Source organism: Streptomyces sp. NPDC060194 (assembly GCF_042728285.1).
Taxonomy (GTDB): domain Bacteria; phylum Actinomycetota; class Actinomycetes; order Streptomycetales; family Streptomycetaceae; genus Streptomyces.
Genome location: NZ_JBHWZH010000046.1, coordinates 1 through 16,671 on the forward strand (window position 1 = coordinate 1; position 16,671 = coordinate 16,671).

Below are 16,671 nucleotides of genomic sequence, written 5' to 3' on the forward strand. Positions count from 1 at the left end.
GCCCCGGCGCGCTGCTCGCCGAGGAGCGCCGGCTGTTCTACGTGGCCGCCACCCGGGCCCGTGCCGCGTCCACCGGTCGTCACCGGCTGAGCTTCTGGAACCGGCGGACCGCCAGCGGCAGGAAGACGGCCGTGAGGACGACGGGCCAGACGAACGCCATGAGCAGGGCGTGGGACTCGATCCAGCCGGTGCCGCCGGGGACCGGGCTGCCGAAGAGTTCGCGGGCCGCGGTGCCGGTGGAGGAGATCGGGTTCCACGCGGCGATCGCGCCCAGCCAGTCCGGCATCAGGGACGGCGCGACGAAGATGCTGGAGATCATCGTCAGCGGGAAGGCGACGGCGAAGAGGTTCCCGGCCGCCTCCTGGTTCGGGACGAGCAGCCCGAGCCAGGTGCCGAGCCAGATCAGCGCGAACCGGAGCCACAGGAGCAGGCCGAACGCGGCTGCCCCGTCAAGGACGCCGCCGCTGGGCCGCCAGCCCATCGCGAGCGCGGTCAGCGCGAGGATCGTCAGCTCGGCGACGGCGACCACGAGGTCGGTGACGCCGCGCCCGGCGACCACCGCCGAGGGGGCCATGGGCATCGAGCGGAAGCGGTCGGTGACGCCCTTGGTGCTGTCGATGACGACCATCATCGCGGTGTTGATGAACCCGAAGGCCATCGTCATCACGAACATGCCCGGCATCAGGAACTGCTGGTAGTCCCCGCCGCCCGGCACCTTCATCGCGCTGCCGAAGACGTACCCGTAGAGCAGCACGGAGAGGATCGGGAAGCCGAGCTGCCACAGGATGTTGACGGGCTGGCGCCGGTAGTGGGTCAGGCCGCGCCGGACGACGTTCCAGGTGTCGACGACCGCCCAGTACAGCCGGCCGCGATCGTCCTCGATGCCCAGGTCGACGGCGCTGGTCATCGCGCTCGTGCCCGCCGCGCCCGTCTTTGCCGTGCTCACGCCGATCGTGCTCATGCCGCGACCTCCTGTTCGCTCTTCGCCTTCCCGGCGGTCTTCCCGGACGGTTCCTCCCCGGCCGCGCGCTGGCCGGTCAGCTGCATGAATACGTCGTCCAGGCTCGGGCGGCGCAGGCCGATGTCCTCGACGCGGACGCCCTGGTCCTGGAGGGTGCGGGCGACACCGGTCAGGACGGCGACCCGGTCGACGACCGGGGCGTGCACCCGGCGTTCCTCCTCGTCGACGGTCGGCTCGGCGTCCGCCAGCCGGCCGACGGTCTTCACCGCCTCGGCGAGGTCGGCCGGGTCGGTGACGACGACCTCGATGCGGTCGCCGCCGACGGTGTCCTTCAGTCCGTCGGGGGAGTCGTCGGCGATGGCGCGGCCCTGGTCGATGACGGTGATCCGGGAGGCGAGCTGGTCGGCCTCCTCCAGGTACTGGGTGGTGAGCAGGACGGTCGTCCCGCCGCTGACCAGGGCGCGGACCGCCTCCCAGACCTCGCCGCGGCCGCGCGGGTCGAGGCCGGTGGTCGGCTCGTCGAGGAAGAGGACCTGCGGGGCGAGGATCATCGACGCGGCGAGGTCCAGGCGGCGCCGCATGCCGCCGCTGTAGCCGCCGACGCCCTGGTCGGCCGCGTCCACCAGGTCGAAGCGCTCCAGGAGTTCGGCCGCGCGCAGGGCGGCGCGGCGGCCGCCGAGGTGGAAGAGGCGGCCGAACATCTCCAGGTTCTGGCGGCCGGTCAGGACCTCGTCCACCGCGGCGTACTGGCCGGTCAGGCCGATGCGGGTGCGGACGAGGCGGGGCTGCTCGCGGACGTCGGCGCCGGCGACGGTCGCGGTGCCGCCGTCGAGCCTGAGCAGGGTGGCCAGGGCGCGGACGGCCGTCGTCTTGCCCGCGCCGTTCGGGCCGAGCAGGCCGTGGACCGTGCCGCGGCGGACGGTGAGGTCGAAGCCGTCGAGGGCGCGTTTCTCGCCGTAGCGCTTGTGCAGTCCCCTTGCGTGGACGGCGTACGTGTCCGGGTGGTCGTTCGCGTGGTGGTCCGTGTGCTGGTTCGTGTGCTCCCCCTGCGGGATGTCGTGCATGGTCCATCGCCTCCCCGACGAAAACCGAGTACGGTGTACTGAGAAGAGAGTACACCGTACTCAGTTCGGGGCCAAGCCCTTAAGGTGGGAGACATGGCGAGCACGGAGACGAGTGGGACCGGCGACATCGAACGCAGCCTGGAGTTGCTGTGGGGTACGGGCGAGCGGCCCACGCGGGGACCGAAGCCGGGGCTCTCGCTGGAGCGGATCGTCGGCGCGGCGGTCGGGATAGCCGATGCGGAGGGGCTCGACGCGGTGTCCATGCGGCGGCTCTCGCAGGAGCTGGGCGCGGGGACGATGACGCTGTACCGGTACGTCCCCGGCAAGGCCGAGCTGCTCGACCTCATGCTGGACCGGGTGCAGGGGCCGACGTCCACGGAGTACCCCGCCCATGACTGGCGCGCCTCGGTCTCGGCGATCGCCCACGACACGCTCGCGGGGTTGCGGCGGCACCCGTGGCTGCTGCACGTGAACCAGGCGCGGCCGGTGCTCGGGCCCAATGTGCTGGCCAACATGGAGAAGATGGTCGGAGCGCTGCGGGGGACGGGGCTGACGGATCAGGAGGTGGTCTCCGTGATCGTCGCCGTCGACGGCTACGTGAGCGGGGTGGCGCGGACGCAGGTGAACGCGCTGGAGGCGGCGCAGAGGTCGGGGACGACGGAGGAGGAGTTCTGGCGGGCGCAGGAGCCGGTGCTCGTGCGGATCATGTCGACGGGGGAGTTTCCGCTGATGGCGTCGCTCGACGACAACGCGTTCGACTTCACGTACGACCACTTCGGGTTCGGGCTGGCTCGGCTGATCGACGGGCTCGATGCGTTCATCTCGCGGCGCGGGGTGGGGGAGGCCTGAGGCCGGGGGCTCCGCCCCCGACCCCCCTCCGCGGCTCCGCCGCGGGTGCACGGCCTCCGGCCGCGCGGCCTCAAGCGCCGGCCGGGCTGAGATTTTTCGCCGGCTCGCGCCGGCATCGGCCCCCCGGCCCCGCAGGGATGTTTCGCGGCTCCGCCGCGGGTACCGGGCTCCGGCCGCGCGGCCTCAAGCGCCGGCCGGGCTGAGAGTTTTGCCGGCTCGCGGCAGCATCGACCCCCCCGGCCCCGCAGGGCTGTTTCGCAGCTCCGCCGCGGGTACCGGGCTCCGCCCGGCGGCCTCAAGCGCCGGCCGGGCTGAGATTTTTCGCCGGCTCGCGCCGAGTTCGTGCCGGCTCGCGCCGAGTTCGTGCCGGCACGTACCAGGCTCCGCCCGGCAGCCTCAAGTGGCGGCCGGGCTGATACCTACGTCAGCTCAGCCGCACCGGCAGTTCGAACAGGTCGTTCTGGGTCACCACCGGCTTGTTCTTGAGTTCGGTCGCGGGGACGGCGAGGGTGAGGGCGGGGAAGCGGGAGTAGAGGGCGGGGAGGGCGACGGTGGCTTCGAGGCGGGAGAGGGCCGCGCCGGGGCAGACGTGGGGGCCGTGGCCGAAGGCGATGTGGCGGATGGGGGAGGGGCGGGTGATGTCGAAGGCGCCGGCGGAGTCGCCGTGCTGGCGGGGGTCGCGGCCGATCGCGTTGTAGGAGACGATCAGGGCTTCGCCCTTGGCGATGACCTTGTCCCCGACGGGCACGTCCTCCGTGGCGAAGCGGATGAGGACGTGGGAGGTGGGGGTGGAGTAGCGGAGGGTCTCCTCGACGACGGCCTCCCAGGACGCGTCGCCCGCCTGGACGAGGGCGAGCTGGTCGGGGTGGTTGGAGAGGTTGACGACCGCGTTGACGATGAGCGAGATGGTGGTCTCGTGCCCGGCCGCGATCATCAGCTGCAGGGTGTTGACGATCTCCTCGTCGGTGAGGTGGTCCCCGCCGTCCGAGGCGCGGATGAGCGCGCTGGTGAGGTCGTCGCCCGGTTCGGCCCGCTTCGCCTCGACCGTCTTCGCCATCAGCCCGCCCAGCTCGATGAGCGTCGCGAGGACCTCCTGCGGCGGGGTCTGCGTCGAGAAGAACTTCTCGAAGAGGACCTTCAGCCGGGGCAGGTGCGCCTCGTCGATCCCCATCAGCTCGCTGACGACGTACATCGGCAGCGGGTACGCGAACTCCGCCTTGAGGTCGACGACCTCGCCCTCCGGCGTGTCCGCCAGCTTCGTCAGCAGCTCGTCCGTCAGCGCGGCGATCCGCGTCCGCATCTGCTCCACCCGCTTGGGCGTCAGCGCCTGCGCGACCAGGGTGCGCAGCCGGCGGTGGTCCGGCCCGTCCACCGTCAGCATCGAACGGCCCGGGTTCGCCAGGCCGATCAGCGCCCAGTCCGGCGCGATCTCCCCGCGCTGCCAGGCGCCCCACTGCTCGATGTCCTTCACAAGCCGCGGATTCGTCAGCAGCGCACGCGCCTCCGCGTGGTGGGTCACCGACCACACCGTCACGCCGCCCGGCAGCTCCACCTCGACGAGCGGACCGGCGTCGAGCAGCGCGTTGGTCTCGCCTTCGAGGTCGTTGACGAACGGGTCGAGGGCGAACGGGCAGGTGGGTGCGGTCATGGGAGCGCTCCAGAGTGAGAGGGACGGCAATCGGCGTGGGGGGCGGAAGACTTCAGCGGCGAGCGGGCACGGGAATCGGCCCGGCCGGCGGGCAGCGGCCCGATGGATTCAGCCCGGCCGGCCTTCGAGGCCGTCGACCGGAGGCCGGTACCGCGCCGGCAGGCGCGAATCAGCGGGCTGCGCCCACCGCCGGCGTCGGGGTGAACCGGACCGGCAGGTCGGTGAGCCCCCGCAGCCAGGGGGAGGGACGGCGGGTCAGCGCGGACGCGGGCACGTCGAGGTCCAGGTCCGGCAGCCGGTCCAGCAGCACCTCGATCCCGGTCCGGGCGATGACTTCGGCGACCTCCTGCGCCGGGAAGGGGCAGCGGTGCTCCCCGTGCCCGAAGGAGAAGAACGCGTTGTTGCCGCCGGTGAGCGCCGACCCGTCCACCCGGATCTGCGGGTCCGCGTTCGCCGCGGCGAGACCGAGCAGCAGCAGGTCGCCGGCCCTGATGTGCCGCCCCCCGAGGTGCGCGTCGCGGCTGGCCCACCGGCCGGCGACGTTCTGCGTGGGCGTGTCCTCCCACAGCACCTCGTTCATCGCCTCGCCGACGCTGTGCCGCCCGCCGGACAGCGACGCGGCGAACCGGTCGTCGGTGAGCATCAGGCGCAGGCTGTTGCCGATCCAGTCCGCGGTCGGCTGGTGGCCCGCGGCCATCATCACCATCATGTCCTGGGCGAGCTCCTCGTCGGAGAAGTCCCCCCGCGCCCCCGCGATCATCCAGGAGGCGACGTCCTGCTCCGGCTGCGCGTGCCGCGCGGCGAGCAGGCCGAACACCGAGACGGCGAGGTGCTGTTGGCCGGCGAGCGCGCGTTCGCCGCCGTCGATCATGTCGTTGAGCGCGGTGACGAGCCCCGGCCCCTCCTCGTCGCTGAAGCCGTAGAGCTTGACCAGCACCCGTACGGGCAGCAGGGAGGCGTACGCGGCGATGATGTCGGTGCGCCCGACGCCGCTGAACGCGTCGATCAGCTGGTCGGCGTACTGCTCGGCGAAGGAACGGAGTTGGAAGGGGTCGACCGACTCCAGCGCCTCCGCGATGACGCCCGCCCGCCGCCGGTGGCGCTCACCGACGGTGTAGAGGATGGACGGCTGCCTGCGCCCGACCATCGGCAGGAGCGGCCAGTCGTCGGGTATCCGGTCCCACTGGTTCCACAGCTCGGAGTCGCGGCTGAACAGCTCCGGGTCGCTGGTGACCTGGTGCAGCTCGCGGTAGCCGAGGACGAGCCACGCCGGCACGTCGCCGGGCAGCACCACCGGGGCGATCGGACCGTGCTCGCGGCGCAGGTCGCGGTAGAGCCCGCCGGGGTCGGTCTGGAAGCGTGGACCGCCGAGCGGGACCGCCCCGGCGGCGTGCGGGCAGGTGGAGGTCACGCCGTCTCCTGGAGGGGTGAGGGGGACGAGTGCAGGGTGCGCAGGTGCTCGACGAGCGCGATGAGCACGTCCCGGCTGCTGGTCCGCTCGCGGGCGTCGCAGAAGACGAGCGGGACGCCCTCGGGCAGGTCGAGCGCGTCGCGCAGCGCCTCGGGGGTGTGCGAGGTGGCGTCGCCGAAGTCGTTGACGGCGACGACGAACGGCGTCCCGTGGTGCTCCAGGCGGTCGATCGCGTACCAGGAGTCGGCGAGCCGGCGGGTGTCGACGAGGACGACCGCGCCGAGCGTGCCGGCGAACAGCCGGTCCCAGAGGAACCAGAACCGCTCCTGCCCGGGCGCGCCGAAGAGGTACAGCACGCTGCGGTCGTCGATGGAGATCCGGCCGAAGTCGAAGGCGACCGTGGTGGCGGTCTTGCCGTCGACGCCGGTGGTGTCGTCGACGCCCTGGCCGGCACTCGTCATCGTCTCCTCGGTGTTCAGCGGGCGGATCTCGCTGACCGAGCGGACCAGGGTGGTCTTGCCGACGCCGAAACCGCCCACGACGACGATCTTGAGACCGTTGTCTGCGGTCCGCGCCAGCGGGGTGGCGCCCTGGTCCGGGAGGGACGGGCGCGGGGCCGGGTCAGAGATTGCGGAGTCCAACGAGCACCTGTTCCAGGACGGCGGGGTCGGGGATGTTGCGGGCTGTGCGGGGGTGGCGGGCGGAGATGCGGCCGGTGCCGATCAGGTCGGCGAGCAGGATGCGGGTGATCGACACCGGCAGCCGCAGCTCGGCGGCGATCTCGACGACGGCGGTGGGCGTGGCGCACATCCGCAGGATCGTGGCGTGCTCCGACTGCATGCCGGGGGTCGGCCCGGACTCGGTGACGATCAGCGTGACCAGGTCGAACGTGGTCGATCCGGCGCGGGCGCGGCCCCCGGTGAGGGTGTAGAGGCGGTCGGGGGAGTCGTCCCGGCCGGGACGGCCGCCCGGCGGCCCCGCGGCGGTCATCCGCGGGGCTCCGCCCGCAGATGTTCGCCCAACTGCTCGACGAGCTCGCTCATGTTGTGCCCGATCAGGCCGGCGTCGGCGGTCTCGGTGGCGACGACGGCCAGGTGCGCGCCCTCGCCGGCCTCGACGATGAAGAGCACGCCGCCGTAGAACTCGGTCATCGCCGAGCGGATGCCGCCGGTGCCGTCGCCGAACTCGATGGACGCGCCGTAGGACAGGCTCTGGATGCCGGCGGCGATGGCGGAGAGCTGGTCGGCCTGGTCCACGGTCAGCTCGGGCGTGCGGCACAGCTTGAGGCCGTCGCGGGAGAGCACGAGCGCGTGGCGGGCGCCGGGAGTGCGCTCGATGAGGCGCTCCAGGAGCCAGTTGAGCTTCTCGTCGGTGGTGGACGTCATCGGGCGGGGCCTTCCGGGTGCGGGGCGGGGGGAGCTGCACCGGCGGGGGAGCCGGCGACGGGGGAGGAGGTACGGGGGCCCGCCTCGGTGGACGCGCGGACCGCCTCGCGGAACGTCCGGAACCGCGCGGCCCGCGACTCCGGGGTCGCCGCGGGGGCGGCGGACGCGGTCGACAGGGGGGCGGGGGACATCGCGGCGGTCCGCGCGTGCGCGGCGGCGAGCGTCTGGCCGCGGCGGCGGCGGGGCAGGGCGTCGGCGGCGGGCGCGGGGTCGGCGGGGGAGGGCTCGTCCGCGGGGGCGGGGTGCGGGGCGGGGGCGTCCGCGGCGGGAGCGGTGCGCGGGGCGGGGGCGTCCGCGGGGGCGTCCGGGGCCGCCGTCGCGACGGCCGGTCGAGCCGGTTCCGGCGCGGGGGACGCGGCCGGCCCGGCGGACCGCACCGGCTCCGCAGCCGCGGCCGACGTCGGACCCGTCCCCGTCGCCTCTGCCACCGGCTCCGGCTGCTGCGGCTCGATCCGGACCCGGCTGATCAGCTCGTGCGGGATGAGGACGACGGTGCCGGTGCCGCCGCGCGCGGACGGGCGGAAGGACACCTTCAGGCCGTGCTTGCGCGACAGGCGGCCCACGACCGCGAGGCCGAGCCGGGTGCCGGACAGCGCGGCCAGGTCCGAGTCCTGCGACGCGACCGCCGCCTCGGCGCGGCGCAGCTGCACCTCGCTCATCACGAGCCCGCTGTCCTCGACGGTGACGACGACGCCGGCCGGGACCTCCTCCACGTACACGTGGACCTCGGCGGACGGCGGCGAGAAGTTCGCCGCGTTGTCGAGGATCTCCGCCAGCGCGTGCATGACGCCCTCGGCGGCGTGCCCGGCGACCGCCACGTCCGTCGCGGCGTGGACGCGTACGCGCTGGTAGCCGGCGATGCGGCCCATCGCGCCGCGCAGCACCGACTCCATGACGATCGGCCGCGCCCAGCGGCGCCCGGAGCGCGCCCCGGACAGGACGGCGACGGAGTCGGCGAGGCGGCCCGCCTGGGCGGTGCGGTGGTCGAGGTGCAGCAGGTCGACGAGGACGTCCTCGTCGGTGTGCCGGTGCTCCATCTCGCGCAGGTCGGCGAGCATCCCGGTGGCCAGCGCCTGCATACGGCCGGCCGCGTTCGCGCACGCGGCCATCGCGGCGGCCCGCCCGGCCTCGGTGCGGCGCAGCTCGGCGCTGAGCCGGGTGGTGTCGGCGGCGTGCCGCGCCAGCTCCACGGAGTGGCGTTCCGCCAGCGCGTCCCGGTCGTCGATGAGTTGCAGCGCCCGCTCCCGGTTGAGCCGGGCCGCGGTGAGCGCGTGCACGGCCGTCGCGACGGCGGCGGTCAGGAGCACGGCGGCCGAGCCGGCGCCCCAGGCGGCGGCCGTCCGGAAGTCGTCGGGCGCGGCGGCGACGGCCCAGAGGGTGAGCAGCGCGCCGGTCGCGGCCGATATCAGCAGGGCCAGGACGGTCGGCCGGTGGGACGCAGTCATCAGCGTGGTTCCTCGGGGTCCTCGACAGGTGGGGCAGCTGTGCGGGGAACGGCAGTTGGGATTCCTGTGCGATTCGGGGCCACTATAGGAGAACTCCTGATCGGTTTGGTTGCCGCGCCGTGACGTTCGTTGCTCGATTTGCGGGGCGAGAGGTGCAACGGCCGCGTCCCCGGCGGACCCGGACCTTCCGTCGATGACGCCGCGTCAGCCCTCCCTGACGCTCCGTCGGCGCCGGTGCGCGCGTGCGGGTGCCGCCGCGGCGGGTGCATGCTGGAGGCGTGGGCGATCACCGGGACATCGCGGGACTCGAACGCGCGCTGCGGGCCTCCGTCGGCGGCGACGTCGACTTCACGGCGGCCGCGCGGGCGCTGACGACCATGGACGCGTCCAACTACCGGCGGGTCCCGGTCGGCGTGGTCGCCCCGCGCGACGCCGACGACGTGGCCGCCGCGCTCGCCGTCTGCCGCGCCCACGCGGTGCCGGTCGTGCCGCGCGGGGGCGGTACGTCGATCGCCGGGCAGGCGACCGGCGTGGGGGTGGTGCTCGACCTGACCCGTTCCATGGGCGGCGTCGTCGCGGTCGACCCCGACGCGCGGACCGCCGTCGTCGGGCCCGGGCTCGTCCTGGACCGGCTGCAGGAGGCCGTGCGGCCGTACGGGCTCGCGTTCGGCCCCGATCCGTCGACCCACGGCCGCTGCACGCTCGGCGGGATGATCGGCAACAACTCCTGCGGCGCGCACTCGGTGCGGTGGGGGACGACGGCCGACAACGTCGAGCGGCTGAAGGTGACGACCTACCGGGGCGGGCGGCACACGCTCGGGCGGGGCTGGGACGGCGCCCCGGACGGCCTGTGGGACCTGGCGGCAGCGGAGTCGGCGCTGCTGCGGACCGGTTACCCGCAGCGGATGCCCCGCCGGATCTCCGGCTACGCGCTCGACGCGCTGCTCCCCGAGGCGGGGGTGGACCTGGCGCGCGCCTTCTGCGGCAGCGAGGGCACGCTCGGGGTGGTCACCGAGGCGACCGTCCGCCTGGTCGAGCCGCCGCGCGTCCGCGCGCTCGCCGTGCTCGGGTACCCCGACGAGAGCGCCGCGGCCGAGGCCGCGCCCGGCCTGCTCGCGTACGCCCCGCTGACCGTCGAGGGGATGGCCGCCGACCTCGTCCCCGACCCCGCCGGGCTGCCGCGCGGCGGGGCGTGGCTGTTCGTCGAGACCGGCGGGGCGACGGCGGCGGAGGCGTCGGCGCGCGCGGCGGAGGTCGTCCGGGCGTCGGACGCGCTCGACGCGTCCGTCGTCACCGATCCGGCCGGGATGCGGCTGCTGTGGCGGATCCGCGAGGACGCGGCGGGGACGGCGACGCGGACGCCCGACGGCGGCGAGGCGTGGCCCGGCTGGGAGGACTGCGCGGTGCCGCCGGCCCGCCTCGGCGCCTACCTGCGCGACTTCCGCGCGCTGCTCGCCGGGCACGGCCTGCGGGGGACGCCGTACGGGCACTTCGGGGACGGCTGCGTTCACGTTCGCATCGACTTCGATCTGCTGACGCATCGTGGGACCGCCCGCTTCCGTGCCTTCTCCGAGGCCCTCGCCGACCTGGTCACCGCGTACGGCGGCTCGCTCTCCGGGGAGCACGGCGACGGGGTCGCGCGCGCCGAACTCCTGCCGCGGATGTACGGGCGGGAACTCGTCGGCCTGTTCGGGCGTTTCAAGGACGTCTGGGACCCGGACGGCGGCATGAATCCCGGCATGCTGGCCCGCCCGGACCGCCTGGACGAGCACCTGCGCTTCGCCGTCCTGCCGACGGGGCCCTCGCGGTGGAACGGGGGCGACCCGGGCCGCCCCGTGGACGTGGAGTTCGCCTACCCGCACGACGGGCCCGGCGGCGGGGACTTCACGGCGGCGGTCCGGCGGTGCGTCGGGGTGGCCAAGTGCCGTACGGCGGCCGGCGGGGCGGGCGGGATGTGCCCCTCGTTCCGGGCGACGGGAGAGGAGCGGCACTCCACCCGCGGGCGCGCCCGGCTGCTGCACGAGATGCTCGCCGGCGAGGTCGTCCGCGACGGCTGGCGCGCGGCGGAGGTGCGGGACGCGCTCGACCTGTGCCTCTCCTGCAAGGCGTGCCGCACCGAGTGCCCGGTCGGGGTGGACATGGCCACGTACAAGGCGGAGTTCCTCCACCAGCACTACCGGGGGCGGCTGCGGCCGGCCGCGCACTACGCGCTGGGCTGGTTGCCGCGGTGGCTGCGGCTCGCAGCGCCGTTCGCCCGGCCGCTGAACGCGGCCGCCCGGGTGCGGGTGCTCGCCGCGGTCGCGAAGCGCGCGGCGGGGATCGCACCGGAACGGGAGCTGCCGGCGCTCGCCACGCGGACGTTCCGGCGGTGGGCGCGGAGGCGGGCGCGGGAGCGCGGGGGTGCGATCGGGGCGGCCGCCGCCGGAGGGCCGACCGCCGTCGCGGGCGGGGCGGCGCCCGGCCACGCCGGGGGAGACGCGGCGGTCCGGGCCGCCGCTCGGGCGGCCGGTTCCGGCAGCCGGCCCGGCGGCGGCCCCGTCGCCGTGCTGTGGCCGGACACGTTCACCGACCACCTGTCGCCGTCGGTCGGGCGGGCCGCCGTGCGGGTCTTCGAGGCGGCGGGGGTCGAGCTGCGGCTGCCCGAGCGGCGGGTCTGCTGCGGGCTGACGTACGTCTCGACCGGGCAGCTCGACCGCGCGCGGGCGGTGATGCGGCGCTCGCTCGACGCCCTGGCGCCACATTTCGACGCGGGGCGCCCCGTCGTCGTCCTCGAACCGTCCTGCGCGGCGACGCTCCGCACCGACCTGCCCGAGCTGCTGCCCGGCGACCCGCGCGCGGCCGCGCTGGCCGGGCGGGTGCGGACGTTCGCGCAGGCGCTGGAGGAGTGCGCGCCCGACTGGTCGCCGCCGCGTCTCGACCGGCCGGTCGTCGGGCAGACCCACTGCCACCAGCAGGCCGTCCTCGGCGAGGAGGCCGAGCGGCGGCTGCGGGCGCGGGCCGGTCTGACCGGTGAGCTGAGCGGCGGGTGCTGCGGCCTCGCCGGGAACTTCGGATTCGAGCGCGGCCACCAGGAGGTGTCCGCGGCGTGCGCGTCGGAGCGTCTGCTGCCCGCCGTCCGGGACGCGCCCCCGGGCGCGGCGGTCCTCGCCGACGGCTACTCCTGCCGCACGCAGCTCGACCAGCTGGCCGGGGTGCGCGGCCGGCACCTGGCGGAGCTGCTCGCGGACGGGCTCCCGGCGGGTGCGCTTACGGTGGAGGGGACCGTTTAGCGGGCCGAACGGGTGCCGTTCAGTGCAGCTAAATGAACTTGTAGTCCATCGCATTGAACTGAGAGAGTAGCCGGGTGACTGAGCCGACGACCCCCGCCGTGTCCGCCGCCGCGCATCCCTCCGGGGCGGGCCCGGCGCCGGCGGACGGATCCCGTGCCGGCGGCGCGCGCGGCACGTCGGCCGGCTCGACCGCCTCCGGTGCCGCCGCCGACCGTTCCGGGGCGTCCGCCCCGAAGGGCGGCGGCCCCGCCCGGGGGCTCGCGCGGATGGGGCCCGTCGCGATGGTGGTCGCGGGCGGTCTCTCTGTGCAGTTCGGCTCCGGGTTCGCCGTGAAGATCATGCCGGAGGCGGGCGCGCTCGGCGTCGTCACGCTGCGGCTCGTGATCGCCGCGAGCATCCTCATGCTCGTCTGCCGCCCGAAGCTGCGCGGGCACACCCGGCAGGACTGGGGCACGGTCCTCGCCTTCGGCCTCGCCCTCGGCGGCATGAACACGCTGTTCTACCAGGCCGCGGCCCGGATCGACCTCGGGGCCGCGGTGACCCTGGAGGTGCTCGGACCGCTCGCCCTGTCCGTCCTCACCTCGCGCCGCCTGGTGAACGTCGTCTGGGCCGGGCTCGCGCTCGCCGGCGTCGCCCTGCTGGGCGCGGGCGGCTTCGACCACCTCGACCCGCTCGGCGCGGCGTACGCGCTGGCCGCGGGCGGCTGCTGGGCCGCGTACATCGTCTTCAGCGCCCGCACCGGCCGGCGCTTCCCGCAGGCCGACGGGCTCGCCCTCGCGATGGCCGTCGCGGCCCTGCTCGTCCTGCCGCTCGGCGTGTGGGAGTCCGGCGCGAAGCTGGTCGTCCCCTCCACGCTCGCCGTCGCGGCCGGCGTCGCCGTGCTCTCCTCCGTCCTGCCCTACACCCTCGAACTCATCGCGCTGCGGCGGCTGCCCAACGCCACCTTCGCGATCCTGATGAGCCTCGAACCCGCCATCGCCGCGCTCTCCGGCTTCCTCGTCCTCAGCCAGCGCCTCACCTTGACCGAGGGCCTCGCCATCGTCCTCGTCATCGCGGCCAGCATGGGCGCGGTCCGCTCGACCGCCCGCGCGAGCGCCCCGAAGGCGGCCCCCGAGGCGTGAGTCAGCGCGCGACCGCCTCCAGGTGGTAGGTCGTGTCGACGCAGAAGCCGCTCGTGCTGCGGCCCCTGATCTCCAGGACGTACGACCCCGGCGACAGCGGCGCCACCGTGCCCCAGCGGCCGGTGGCGAAGCGGGAGGTCAGCAGCGGGTAGCGGAACGTCCCGACGTAGTCCTCCAGCGGCAGCGCGACCCCGTTGAGGTGCGCGCTCGCCTGCGCGATCCGCATCGACTGCGGCGTCGGGGCGTACTCCCGGGTGTGCTGCGTGTTCAGGACGGGGAAGAACAGCGGCCGCCCCGCCGGTATCGTGCACCGGCGCTCCACCCGGCCCCCGTACGTCCCCGCCAGGAACCACACGTCCGCCGGCTGCCGCCACCCCGCGTGCTCCCCGGTCTCGTCCCGCACCGGGCTCCGCTCCTCCGGCGCGGACAGCGCCCACTTCCACCACCGCCCCGCCATCTCCCCACCGGCCCGCGCATCCAGCACCCACCCGGCCCCACCGTGCATCGTCCCGTCCACGACCCACCCCTGTCCCGTCGCTCCGTAGCGCTCGGACCCTACGCGATGCGGCCCCCCACCAAGCAGGCGCGGCCCCCGAAACCCCGTTGCGGGTCGCCCGGAGGCCCCTGCATCCTTGCGCGGTGTACGAGAGCCATCTGACCGCCCCCTGCGCCCCCGCCGAGCTGGGACGCCTCGAACGGTGGGCCGCGCGCCACGGGGTGAAGTTCACGCACATCGAACTGGCCCGGGGTCGCACGCCCTCCCAGCCGATGCTGACCTCGGCCGGATCACGTCCGACGTACGACGCCGAGCGCGGACACGTCACCGCGCTGGCCGCGCTGCTCGCCGCGGACGGGTTCGCCGTGGCGCGGACCAAGGTGGAGTGCGTGCCGTGGGCGCCCGAGGTGCCGCGCGACGACGCCGAGGCGGTCGCGGACGTGCGCGGGCGCCACTTCGAGCACCACGTGAAGCTCCTCCTCGACCCGTCCCACGACACCTCCGCCCTGCTCGCGGCGGCCGTGCGGCACGGCGCCCACGTCCCCCGCAACGCCCGGCGCAGGCGGCCGGACGGCCAGGAGGAGCGCTTCGTCACCCAGCGCTGCCACGGCGTGGGCGACGACCGGGCGGCCGGCGCGCTGCAGCGCCTGCTCGCGGAGCTCGCTGCGTACGAGGTGCTGGACGTCGAGCGGGAGTACGTCCTGCTCGACAGCGGACCGGAACTCGACCACGGATGGCTGGAGGCGGCATGACCGGTGTGGACGGAGAGCGGGGCCCCACCGAGGACGGCTACCCGCGCACGATGCTGCGGCTGCCCCACCCCGCGGCCGTCCAGTACGCGATGTTCGACCCCGCGCTCAAGCAGTTCCCGAACGCGTACCGCGCCGGGGACCCGGCCTTCCCCGACGGCGAGGCCACCCGCGCCTGGCAGTCGGCCCGGGCGGAGGCGCTCGCCGCGGTCCTGGACGGCGTGGCGGACTCCTCCTGGGCACAGTCGCTGGTGCTGCGCGGCAGCGCGCTGATGGCGCTGGGGTTCGGGGCGGACGCGCGGGAACCCGGCGACCTGGACTTCGTGGTCGTCCCCACGGACTGGGAACTGGCCGACGCGCGCACGGACGCCCTGTTCGCCGGGGTCGCGGCCGCCGCCGAGGCGCGATCCGCCGTGCGCGACGACGGCCCGCGGATCGACGCGGCCGGCGCCGTCGTCGAGGACATCTGGACGTACGAGCGGGTGCCCGGCCGGCGCATGATGCTGCCCTGGACCGCACCGCACACGTCCGGCGGCTGGGTGCAACTGGACCTCGTCTTCGGCGAGACCCTCTCCGAGCCGCCGGGGGCGGTCTGCCTCCCCTCGGGCGGCCGGCTCCTCGCGGCGAGCCCCGCGTTGTCGCTGGCCTGGAAGATCCTGTGGCTGCTCGTCGACGCCCACGCCCAGGGCAAGGACCTCTACGACGCGGTTCTGCTCGCCGAACGCCACCCATTGCCGTACGCCCTGCTCCTCGACGTTCTCACCCTCAGCGAGGACTGGACGCCACTCCATGAGGACGAGACGCTCGCCGAGCGCCTGCACACGGAACTCCAGTACGTGGAGTGGCACCATTTCGAGGACGAGTACCCCCGCTTCCACGGCCGCCTTCCCGAGTTCATCCACCGCCTCCTCACCGCGCTCGCCCCCACGTTCGCCGAGGAGCCCCGGGGCTGACCGGCCGGCCCCACGTACTCGCGCCACTGCTCGACGGTGCGGGGCAGGCCGACGGCTCGGCTCATCGGAGTGAGGCCGGGCACGTCAGGGCGGGCCCCGGTGTCGGCCCGGTAGCCCGCACTCTCGGCGTGCTCTTGCACCGCTCCGCCGTCGGAGGCCGGGTCAAGGAGGAGCGCGACGCGGTCCTCGTCGCGGCATCACCCCATGCGCCACTGACAACGGGCCGTCAGCGGACCCGGGCCCGCCGGCGGCCCTCGTGGACGATGCGGTCGGCGGTCTGCCCGGGGGTCAGGGCGGAGGTGTCGAACCACCAGCCGACGTCGCCGTACTGGCTCCTCATGGACGCGTCGAGCATGTCGTAGCCGTCGAAGTCGAACCGTTCGGAGGGGGCGCGGACGGTGTTGCGGTACCGGCAGGTCGCGATGCCGGGGTCGAGGACGACCAACTGCACGTGATGAGACCGGAGTTCGGCGAGGAAGAAGTCCAGGTCGGCGCGCGAGGGGAGCACCGCGTCGACGAGCACCGTGAAGCCCGCGTCCCCGAAGTTGTTCGCCAGCGCGCACAGGTTGCGGTGCAGCAGCCTCACCTGCCGCGCGGCCTCGTCCCGCGGCTCCCCCAGCGCCCACACGAACCCGCTGACGATCATCCCGTTGACATCGTCACCCCCCAGCCGCGCGGCCCTCTCGAACCGCTCCCCGACCAGCCGCGTCACCGTCGACTTCCCGGCCCCCGGCATCCCCGTCACGAGCACGCACTCCGGCTCCCGCCTCATGCGCCCGAGCGTCCCAGCGGCTGCCGGGCGCGGCAACCGTGTTTCGCGCGCGGTCCCGGCGCGGCCGCCCCCGGGCTCGCTCCGTGAGATCCGCGGCGTCGCCCCCCGAGACTTCCGCTGGGAGCAGGACCGCGCCCGGTACCGGGTCCGCTTCTGGGACGTGCAGGCGGTCGCGGCCCACGCGTACGAGGTCCTGGGCGACAACGCCGTTGACGAAGTCCTGCCGTGGGCACCGGAGTTCGCGGCGAAGCGCGGCTGGTCCCGCACGGTCTACGCCGCGGTCACCGACGCGCGCGACCTGGGCGCCGCCGCAGGTCCCGTCGTCGCCGCGGGCAGGCTCGACGGCGGGGCCACCGGCCCCTGTGGACCGGTGGTCTCCTCGTCGCCGCCGCCGTCCGCATCGCCCTTGTCGCGAGGAAGAACGCCATCGCCCGTTCGTCGGGCGGGAGTTCGGGCAGTCGCACAGGCGACGGGTAACGAACGCACGT

15 protein-coding genes and 1 pseudogene are annotated in these 16,671 nt (G+C 74.7%); 6 read left to right on the top strand and 10 right to left on the bottom strand.

Annotated features, from left to right (window positions below; translation table 11 throughout):
- Window positions 1-62 (top strand): annotated as a pseudogene (locus ACFWEG_RS12960) (3'-5' exonuclease); the annotation flags it as partial.
- Between the two features lie 17 nt (window positions 63-79).
- Here ACFWEG_RS12960 and ACFWEG_RS12965 read toward each other — a convergent pair.
- The gene (locus ACFWEG_RS12965; RefSeq protein WP_387213300.1) at window positions 80-907 is read right to left on the bottom strand and encodes an ABC transporter permease; all 828 of its coding nucleotides are present in this window, start codon (window positions 905-907) and stop codon (window positions 80-82) included.
- Between the two features lie 50 nt (window positions 908-957).
- Window positions 958-2,025: an ATP-binding cassette domain-containing protein gene (locus ACFWEG_RS12970; RefSeq protein ID WP_387213202.1), complete on the bottom strand. Its 1,068-nt coding sequence runs from the start codon at window positions 2,023-2,025 to the stop codon at window positions 958-960.
- 93 nt (window positions 2,026-2,118) lie between these two features.
- Between ACFWEG_RS12970 and ACFWEG_RS12975 the strand changes: the two genes are divergently transcribed.
- Entirely contained in the window at window positions 2,119-2,874 is a 756-nt protein-coding gene (locus tag ACFWEG_RS12975) for a TetR/AcrR family transcriptional regulator (RefSeq protein WP_387213205.1), read from the top strand.
- A 424-nt stretch (window positions 2,875-3,298) separates the two neighbouring features.
- Here ACFWEG_RS12975 and ACFWEG_RS12980 read toward each other — a convergent pair whose 3' ends face one another.
- From ACFWEG_RS12980 to ACFWEG_RS13005, 6 genes are all read right to left on the bottom strand, one after another.
- Window positions 3,299-4,522 (bottom strand): cytochrome P450, encoded by a 1,224-nt coding sequence (locus tag ACFWEG_RS12980; RefSeq protein ID WP_387213208.1) that lies wholly within the window; start codon window positions 4,520-4,522, stop codon window positions 3,299-3,301.
- 169 nt (window positions 4,523-4,691) lie between these two features.
- A complete protein-coding gene (locus tag ACFWEG_RS12985; protein ID WP_387213211.1) occupies window positions 4,692-5,933 on the bottom strand; it encodes a cytochrome P450 in 1,242 nt (413 codons plus the stop codon).
- On the bottom strand, window positions 5,930-6,574 hold the full coding sequence (locus ACFWEG_RS12990; RefSeq protein ID WP_387213214.1) for an ATP/GTP-binding protein: 645 nt from the start codon (window positions 6,572-6,574) through the stop codon (window positions 5,930-5,932). Before ACFWEG_RS12990 ends, ACFWEG_RS12985 begins: the two co-directional genes overlap by 4 nt.
- Window positions 6,555-6,923 (bottom strand): DUF742 domain-containing protein, encoded by a 369-nt coding sequence (locus tag ACFWEG_RS12995; protein ID WP_387213217.1) that lies wholly within the window; start codon window positions 6,921-6,923, stop codon window positions 6,555-6,557. The genes ACFWEG_RS12990 and ACFWEG_RS12995 overlap by 20 nt, the downstream gene beginning before the upstream one ends.
- Complete coding sequence (locus ACFWEG_RS13000) at window positions 6,920-7,318, bottom strand: roadblock/LC7 domain-containing protein (protein WP_387213220.1); 399 nt, start codon at window positions 7,316-7,318, stop codon at window positions 6,920-6,922. Before ACFWEG_RS13000 ends, ACFWEG_RS12995 begins: the two co-directional genes overlap by 4 nt.
- The gene (locus tag ACFWEG_RS13005; protein ID WP_387213223.1) at window positions 7,315-8,823 is read right to left on the bottom strand and encodes a sensor histidine kinase; all 1,509 of its coding nucleotides are present in this window, start codon (window positions 8,821-8,823) and stop codon (window positions 7,315-7,317) included. Before ACFWEG_RS13005 ends, ACFWEG_RS13000 begins: the two co-directional genes overlap by 4 nt.
- A gap of 278 nt (window positions 8,824-9,101) precedes the next feature.
- On the opposite strand from ACFWEG_RS13005, the gene ACFWEG_RS13010 reads away from it, so the two are divergent.
- Together ACFWEG_RS13010 and ACFWEG_RS13015 are read left to right on the top strand one after the other, a co-directional pair.
- Complete coding sequence (locus ACFWEG_RS13010; protein ID WP_387213226.1) at window positions 9,102-12,092, top strand: FAD-binding and (Fe-S)-binding domain-containing protein; 2,991 nt, start codon at window positions 9,102-9,104, stop codon at window positions 12,090-12,092.
- A 74-nt stretch (window positions 12,093-12,166) separates the two neighbouring features.
- Window positions 12,167-13,213, top strand: a complete 1,047-nt coding sequence (locus ACFWEG_RS13015) for a DMT family transporter (protein WP_387213229.1) — start codon at window positions 12,167-12,169, stop codon at window positions 13,211-13,213.
- Between the two features lies 1 nt (window position 13,214).
- On the opposite strand, the gene ACFWEG_RS13020 is transcribed toward ACFWEG_RS13015, so the two are convergent.
- Entirely contained in the window at window positions 13,215-13,730 is a 516-nt protein-coding gene (locus ACFWEG_RS13020) for a hypothetical protein (RefSeq protein WP_387213232.1), read from the bottom strand.
- A gap of 122 nt (window positions 13,731-13,852) precedes the next feature.
- On the opposite strand from ACFWEG_RS13020, the gene ACFWEG_RS13025 reads away from it, so the two are divergent.
- Window positions 13,853-14,461 carry a hypothetical protein gene (locus tag ACFWEG_RS13025; RefSeq protein ID WP_387213235.1) on the top strand — a complete coding sequence of 203 codons (609 nt, stop codon included), beginning with the start codon at window positions 13,853-13,855 and terminating at the stop codon, window positions 14,459-14,461.
- Window positions 14,458-15,411, top strand: a complete 954-nt coding sequence (locus tag ACFWEG_RS13030) for a nucleotidyl transferase AbiEii/AbiGii toxin family protein (RefSeq protein WP_387213238.1) — start codon at window positions 14,458-14,460, stop codon at window positions 15,409-15,411. Before ACFWEG_RS13025 ends, ACFWEG_RS13030 begins: the two co-directional genes overlap by 4 nt.
- A gap of 226 nt (window positions 15,412-15,637) precedes the next feature.
- On the opposite strand, the gene ACFWEG_RS13035 is transcribed toward ACFWEG_RS13030, so the two are convergent.
- Window positions 15,638-16,183 carry an AAA family ATPase gene (locus ACFWEG_RS13035; RefSeq protein ID WP_387213241.1) on the bottom strand — a complete coding sequence of 182 codons (546 nt, stop codon included), beginning with the start codon at window positions 16,181-16,183 and terminating at the stop codon, window positions 15,638-15,640.
- Window positions 16,184-16,671: the final 488 nt, after the last annotated feature.

Excerpts from the sequence above, each read along its gene's own strand:
- ACFWEG_RS12965 (WP_387213300.1), bottom strand. The coding sequence starts at position 907 with ATGACCAGCGCCGTCGACCTGGGCATCGAGGACGATCGCGGCCGGCTG.
- ACFWEG_RS12970 (WP_387213202.1), bottom strand. The coding sequence starts at position 2,025 with ATGCACGACATCCCGCAGGGGGAGCACACGAACCAGCACACGGACCAC.
- ACFWEG_RS12975 (WP_387213205.1), top strand. The coding sequence starts at position 2,119 with ATGGCGAGCACGGAGACGAGTGGGACCGGCGACATCGAACGCAGCCTG.
- ACFWEG_RS12980 (WP_387213208.1), bottom strand. The coding sequence starts at position 4,522 with ATGACCGCACCCACCTGCCCGTTCGCCCTCGACCCGTTCGTCAACGAC.
- ACFWEG_RS12995 (WP_387213217.1), bottom strand. The coding sequence starts at position 6,923 with ATGACCGCCGCGGGGCCGCCGGGCGGCCGTCCCGGCCGGGACGACTCC.
- ACFWEG_RS13000 (WP_387213220.1), bottom strand. The coding sequence starts at position 7,318 with ATGACGTCCACCACCGACGAGAAGCTCAACTGGCTCCTGGAGCGCCTC.
- ACFWEG_RS13005 (WP_387213223.1), bottom strand. The coding sequence starts at position 8,823 with ATGACTGCGTCCCACCGGCCGACCGTCCTGGCCCTGCTGATATCGGCC.
- ACFWEG_RS13030 (WP_387213238.1), top strand. The coding sequence starts at position 14,458 with ATGACCGGTGTGGACGGAGAGCGGGGCCCCACCGAGGACGGCTACCCG.
- ACFWEG_RS13035 (WP_387213241.1), bottom strand. The coding sequence starts at position 16,183 with ATGAGGCGGGAGCCGGAGTGCGTGCTCGTGACGGGGATGCCGGGGGCC.